A 6,523-nucleotide genomic window follows, 5' to 3' on the forward strand; every position below is an offset into this window, starting at 1 on the left:
GGTCCGCCCGTTCAGAGCCTCCGGCTTGCTCCAAGCCATTGATTCGCGCCATAATGCGCGGCTCCCGTTTCGGCGGGAGGCCTTGCTCCACCGCGTCGGACCCTCCGGCGGCGGGGGGCTGTCATCCCCGGCGTCGCCGGGGAGCATCCACAAGGAGATACCCATGCGTCATTACGAGATCGTCTTCATGGTCCACCCGGACCAGAGCGAGCAGGTGCCGGCCATGATCGAGCGCTACAAGGCGCTGATCGAAGGCGACAACGGCAGGATCCACCGCCTGGAGGACTGGGGCCGCCGCCAGCTGGCCTACCCGATCGAGAACCTGGTCAAGGCCCACTACGTGCTCATGAACATCGAGTGCGGCCAGGCCGTGCTGAACGAACTGGTCGACGGCTTCCGCTTCAACGACGCGGTGCTGCGCCATCTGGTGATCAAGCGCGAGGAGGCCGTCACCGAGCCCTCGCACATCATGAAGAGCAAGGACGAGAAGAGCGAGCGCGGCGAGCGTCGCCGTCGCGATGACGAGTCCGAAGGCGAGAGCGCCGGCGAAGCCGCCGCCGACAACGCCTGATCCCGACCTTCCGGAGACCTGACATGTCCAAGTTCTTCCGCCGCCGCAAGTTCTGCAAGTTCACCGCCGAGGGCGTGACCGAGATCGACTACAAGGATCTCAATACCCTGCGCCAGTACCTGACCGAGACCGGCAAGATCGTCCCGAGCCGCATCACCGGCACCAAGTCGAAGTATCAGCGCCAGCTGCAGGCCGCCATCAAGCGTGCCCGTTTCCTCGCGCTGATCCCGTACTGCGACAATCACAGCAACTGAGGCCGATCCCTGCGCGAGAGACCGCACACCCTGGCGCGGGGATTCCAAGCAAGCCGCCGTGCTCTGGTAGGCCCGCGCCTGGCTCGCGGGCTTCCGGGCAGGGCGATATTCCAGTCCGTTCGGACAGCCATCGCGTTGCGGGGCCGCGGGCCGCGCTAACGAATACGGAGCAAGACCATGGAACTGATCCTTCTGCAGAAGGTGACCAACCTCGGCAACCTCGGCGACAAGGTCAAGGTGAAGCCGGGTTACGGCCGCAACTACCTGATCCCGTACGGCAAGGCCGTGCCGGCGACCGAGGCGAACATCGCCGAGTTCGAGCGGCGTCGCGCCGAGTACGAGGCCAAGGCCAAGGCGTTGCTGGAAGGCGCCGAGGGCCGCAAGGCCAAGCTCGAGGGCGCGTCGGTCACCATCAAGGCCAACGCCTCCACCGAGGGCAAGCTGTACGGCTCGGTTGGACCGCGCGACATCGCCGAGGCCTTCACCGCCGCCGGCTACGCGCTCGAGAAGGGCGAGGTGGTGATGGGCGAGGGCCCGATCCGCCGTACCGGCGAGTTCGAGGTCGAGGTGCGCCTGCACGCCGACGTCGAAACCACCGTCAAGGTGATCGTCGAGCCGGAAGCCTGATTTCCGCGCTTTGAGCTCGCTGCGGACGGCCGCCCTCGGGCGGCCGTCTGCGTTACGGCGGCCGGGTACGGGTGGCCGTGTCGATCCGGGCCACGCCACCTGGCCTGTTCGCACAGGCACCGCCTGCTCCATCCTGCCGGCACAGGGGCTCCGGGTATCGCGCCGGCGGGCGCCCGCAGGGTGCCCGTCGCTTTTCCCGTGTTCGCCGCCGGTGGTCGGAAAGTCGCAGGATCTGAGATTCCCACCGTTTATCCACAGGGTTGTGCGCAACACCTTTGCGATGGGACCGCTACGATGTCCGACCGTTTGTACGCATGCTCGCTACGGCCCCATAACGAGAGCCCCATGGCCGCACGTCCCGGATTCAAGCAAGACCGTACCGACGCCCGCATCGAAGCCCTGCGCGTGCCACCGCAATCGGTGGAAGCCGAGCAGGCCGTGCTGGGCGGTCTGATGCTGGCGCCCGACGCGCTCGACCGCGTCGGCGACTTCCTCAGCGAACACGACTTCTACCGTCGCGATCACCAGCTGATCTATCGCGCCATCCGCGAGCTGGCCGAGCGCAACCGCCCGTTCGACGCGGTGACCCTGGGCGAGTGGTTCGAGTCCAACGGGCTGGCCGAGCAGGTCGGCGGCACCGCCTACCTGATCGAGCTGGCCAGCACCACGCCATCGGCTGCCAACATCGCCGCCTACGGCGAGATCGTGCGCGAGAAGGCGATCCTGCGGCAGCTGATCGAGGTCGGCACCGAGATCGTCAACGACGGTTTCCAGCCCGGGGGGAGGGCCGTCCCCGAAGTGCTCGCCAGCGCCGAGCAGAAGGTGTTCAGGATCGCCGAGTCCGGCGCCCGCGGCCGGCGCGATTTCGTCTCGCTGCGCGATGCGATGAAGGACGCCTTCCAGGTGTTGCAGGAGCGCGCCGAGAACCAGGGCAGCGTCACCGGCCTGCCGACCGGCTTCACCGAGTTCGACGAGATGACCGCGGGGCTGCAACCCAGCGACCTGATCATCCTCGCGGCGCGTCCGGCCATGGGCAAGACCACGCTGGCGCTGAACATGGCCGAATACGCCGCGCTCAAGACCAAGAAGGCGGTCGCGATCTTCTCGATGGAGATGTCGGCCTCGCAGCTGGCTTTCCGCCTGATCTCCTCGATCGGCCGGGTCAACGCCACCCGGCTGCGCACCGGCCAGCTCGAGGACGAGGACTGGACCCGCGTCACCCATGCCATCTCGATGCTGTCCACGGTGAAGATCTTCATCGACGACACCCCGGCGCTGTCGCCGGACGTGCTGCGCTCCAAGGCGCGCCGCTTCAAGCGCGAGCACGACCTGGGCCTGATCGTGATCGACTACCTGCAGCTGATGCAGGTGCCCGGCAACCAGGAGAACCGCGCCACCGAGATCTCGGAAATATCGCGCTCGCTCAAGGCGCTGGCCAAGGAGCTGAACGTGCCGGTGATCGCGCTCTCACAGCTCAACCGCGGCCTGGAGTCGCGTACCGACAAGCGCCCGGTGATGAGCGACCTGCGCGAGTCGGGCGCCATCGAGCAGGACGCCGACATCATCGTTTTCATCTACCGCGACGACTACTACCACAAGGACTCGCCCGACAAGGGCCTGGCCGAGGTCATCATCGGCAAGCAGCGCAGCGGCCCCACCGGCACCTGCAAGCTCAAGTTCTTCGGCGAGTACACCCGCTTCGACAACCTCGCGCGCGACCACGTCGGCAGCTTCGAGTAGTCCGGCGCTTTCGCTCGGGCCGGCGAATCGCCACAATCTCGCCTTCGCCGCGCCCGCCAGGGCGGGCAGCATGTGTGGTGTTCACGCCGCCTGCGAGTTCCCGCGTTCCGATGAGCCGTCCGACCTCCGCCACCATCCACCTCGACGCCCTGCGTCACAACCTCGCCCGCGTGCGTGCGCTGGCGCCGCGCAGCCGGGTGATGGCGGTGGTCAAGGCCGACGGCTACGGCCACGGACTGGAGCGGGTCGCGCGGGCGCTGGAGGGCGCCGACGCCTTCGGCGTGGCCTCGCTGGCCGACGCCGAGCGCCTGCGCGCGGCCGGGCTGTCACAGCGGATCGTGCTGCTGTCCGGCTTCGATGAACCGGCCGACCTGCCGCTGCTGCGGCGGCTCAGCCTGGATACCGTCGTCCATCACGCCGCGCAGCTGGCGATGCTGGAGGCCGATGCGGGGGGCGCGCCGATCCGCTGCTGGCTGAAGATCGACTCCGGCATGCATCGGCTCGGCTTCCCGCCGGACCAGGCCGCGGCCGTGCATGCGCGCCTGCGCGCACTGCCCGGCGTGGACGCCGACATCGCCCTGATGACCCATTTCGCCAGCTCCGACGAGTTCGCCGGCGACCAGACGCGCGAGCAGATCGCCCGCTTCGCCGCGGCGACCGCGACGCTGTCGGGCGAGCGGTCGCTGGCCAACTCCGCCGCCGTGCTCGGCTGGCCCGATGCCCACGCCGACTGGGTGCGGCCGGGCGGCGCGCTGTACGGCATCAGTGTGGTGGGCGGAAAGACCGGCGCCGATTTCGGCCTGCGTCCGGCGATGACGCTGTCCTCGCGGCTGATCGCCATCAATCGTGTGCGTGGCGGCGAGAAAGTCGGTTATGGCGCGAGCTGGCAATGCCCCGAGGACATGCCGGTGGGCGTGGTCGCGCTCGGCTATGGCGACGGCTATCCGCGCCATGCACCGTCCGGCACGCCGATGCTGGTCAACGGCGTGCGCGCACCGATCATAGGTCGCGTCTCGATGGACCTGATCACGCTCGACCTGCGCGGCGCACCGGATGCCCGCGTCGGCGACCCGGTCGTTGCCTGGGGCGAAGGGCTGCCGGTGGAAGAGGTCGCCGCCGCCGCCGGCACCATCGGCTACGAGCTGGTGTGCTCGATCACCCGGCGCGTGCGCTTCGTCGAGTGCTGACGACCACCGCCGACTGCACGCGCCGCGCCCGGCGCCGTTGTGCGCCGGCCGCCGCCGGCAGCGCCCGGGGCGGCTGCAAGCGACTGATTCTCCAGCGCATATGAGCCAGCGCCGGCCGCGATTCCGAAAACTTGCACGATGTGCTAGCGTCGTGGTGAGGGAGACAGCGGGCCAGGGATGACGCATGCCTGCAACACCTGTTGGGGAGCACAAACCAGATGAAGCAACGCACGATCGTCCAGGCCCTCGTGTTGGGCCTGGCCATGGGGAGTTTCGGCAGCGCCGCATTCGCCGAAGGCCCCGACCCGGACCGCGTGTGGGTGAAGTTCAAGCCGGGCGCCAAGGCCCAGGCCGAACAGGCGCTGATCAACGCCGGCGCACGCTTCCACTACCGCTTCGACGACCTCGATGCCTTCGCCGTGAGCGTGCCGGCGCAGGCGCTGCAGGGCCTGAGCCGCAATCCGAACATCGAGTACATCGAGCCTGACGTGGTGCGCCATCCGATGGCGCAGACCCGTCCTTACGGCATCGATCTGGTACGTGCGCCGCAGGTATGGTCGCAGGGCGTGACCGGCAACGGCGCGCTGGTCTGCGTGATCGACTCCGGCATCCACGCCGCGCACGAGGACTTCCAGGGCGTGCATCTGGCCGGCGGCCACCCGAGCGGCTGGAACACCGACACCTGCGGGCACGGCTCGCACGTGGCCGGCACCATCGCGGCCAAGGACAACAATGTCGGCGTGGTCGGCGTCAACACCGGCAACATCTCGCTGTTCATCGTCAAGGTGTTCGACGGCGCCAACTGTGGCTGGAGTTACAGCTCGACCCTGGTCGATGCGGCCCAGCGCTGTGCCAATGCCGGCGCCAAGGTCATCAACATGAGCCTCGGCGGCAGCTTCAGCAGCACCACCGAACGCAACGCCTTCCAGAATCTCTACGACAACGGCGTGCTCAGCATCGCGGCGGCCGGCAACGGCGGCAACACCCAGCACAGCTACCCGGCGTCCTACGACAGCGTGATCTCGGTGGCGGCGCTCGACCAGAACAAGCAGCACGCCAGCTTCTCCCAGCGCAACAACCAGGTGGAGCTGGCCGCGCCGGGAGTGAGCGTGCTCAGCACGGTGCCGTTCGAGTCAGCCTCGACGGTCGTGGACGGCACCTCGTACATCGTCTCGGCACTCGATGGCAGCTATCAGGGCTCGGCCAGTGCGGCCCTGGTCGACGGCGGCCGCTGCCTGTCCACCGGCAGCTGGGCCGGCAGGGTGGTGCTGTGCGAGCGCGGCGACATCAGCTTCGCCGACAAGGCCAAGAATGTGGCCAACAGCGGTGGCGTCGCGGCGATCATCTACAACAACGTGCCGGGCGGCTTCAGTGGCACGCTGGGCAGTGGCGCGCCGGCCATTCCGGTGGTCAGCATGACCCAGGAGGATGGCCAGTTCCTCAAAGGCAACAAGCTCGGCAAGACCGCCGCCGTGAGCACGGTGCCGAACAACCAGGGCAACGGCTACGCCTTCTACGACGGCACCTCGATGGCGACGCCGCACGTCGCCGGTGTTGCCGCGCTGATCTGGAGCGCGAATCCGGGCTGGACCAACGCGCAGATCCGCGAGGCGCTGGCGGTCACCGCCGAGGATCTGGGCAGCGCCGGTCGCGACAACTCCTACGGCTGGGGCCTGATCCGCGCCGACGCGGCGCTGGCCTACCTGCAGGGCGGTGGCGGTGGCGATCCCGATCCGGTGGTGGTCCCGCCGAGCAACCTCAGCGCGTCGGTGCTCAAGAGCAGGGGTCAGACGACCGGTGTGGCGCTCAGCTGGACGGCGGGCACCGCCAGCCACGTCGATGTCTACCGTGGCACCAGTAAGGTCGCGGCCGGCATCACCAATGGCGGCAGCTACACCGATGGTTACGTCGGCGCCAAGCGCGAGCGCGTCACCTACCAGGTCTGCGTGAAGGACAGCACCAGCGCCTGCAGCAACCAGGTGACCGTGCAGTTCTGACCGTTTCTCTCTCCTTCGGGAGATTCGGGGCCCGGTGCGAGCCGGGCCCCTTTTCGGTGCGCCCGGCACGGGCGCACTCTTGGAGGTGCAAGTCCTCCCGCGAGCTGGCCACAGCGAGCGAAGCGAAGCGCAACTGCGGAAGGGCGA

General features: G+C 68.3%; 6 protein-coding genes. All 6 read left to right on the top strand.

The features are described 5' to 3' along the window. The first annotated feature begins 163 nt into the window (after positions 1-163). The 6 genes from rpsF (at position 164) to HNQ58_RS09740 (ending at position 6,376) form a co-directional block, all read left to right on the top strand. A complete protein-coding gene (rpsF, locus tag HNQ58_RS09715; protein WP_183948724.1) occupies positions 164-571 on the top strand; it encodes a 30S ribosomal protein S6 in 408 nt (135 codons plus the stop codon). Positions 572-594: 23 nt separating this feature from the next. Next, positions 595-825: a 30S ribosomal protein S18 gene (gene rpsR, locus HNQ58_RS09720; RefSeq protein ID WP_183948725.1), complete on the top strand. Its 231-nt coding sequence runs from the start codon at positions 595-597 to the stop codon at positions 823-825. A 177-nt stretch (positions 826-1,002) separates the two neighbouring features. Beyond that, the gene (gene rplI, locus HNQ58_RS09725) at positions 1,003-1,452 is read left to right on the top strand and encodes a 50S ribosomal protein L9 (RefSeq protein WP_183948726.1); all 450 of its coding nucleotides are present in this window, start codon (positions 1,003-1,005) and stop codon (positions 1,450-1,452) included. A 345-nt stretch (positions 1,453-1,797) separates the two neighbouring features. Next, positions 1,798-3,192, top strand: a complete 1,395-nt coding sequence (locus tag HNQ58_RS09730; protein WP_183948727.1) for a replicative DNA helicase — start codon at positions 1,798-1,800, stop codon at positions 3,190-3,192. A gap of 110 nt (positions 3,193-3,302) precedes the next feature. Continuing rightward, positions 3,303-4,379 carry an alanine racemase gene (alr, locus tag HNQ58_RS09735; protein ID WP_183948728.1) on the top strand — a complete coding sequence of 359 codons (1,077 nt, stop codon included), beginning with the start codon at positions 3,303-3,305 and terminating at the stop codon, positions 4,377-4,379. Between the two features lie 218 nt (positions 4,380-4,597). Then, positions 4,598-6,376: a S8 family serine peptidase gene (locus tag HNQ58_RS09740; RefSeq protein ID WP_183948729.1), complete on the top strand. Its 1,779-nt coding sequence runs from the start codon at positions 4,598-4,600 to the stop codon at positions 6,374-6,376. The last annotated feature ends 147 nt before the right edge of the window (positions 6,377-6,523 follow it).

The sequence above is a fragment of the Rehaibacterium terrae genome, from assembly GCF_014202935.1.
GTDB lineage: Bacteria > Pseudomonadota > Gammaproteobacteria > Xanthomonadales > Xanthomonadaceae > Rehaibacterium > Rehaibacterium terrae.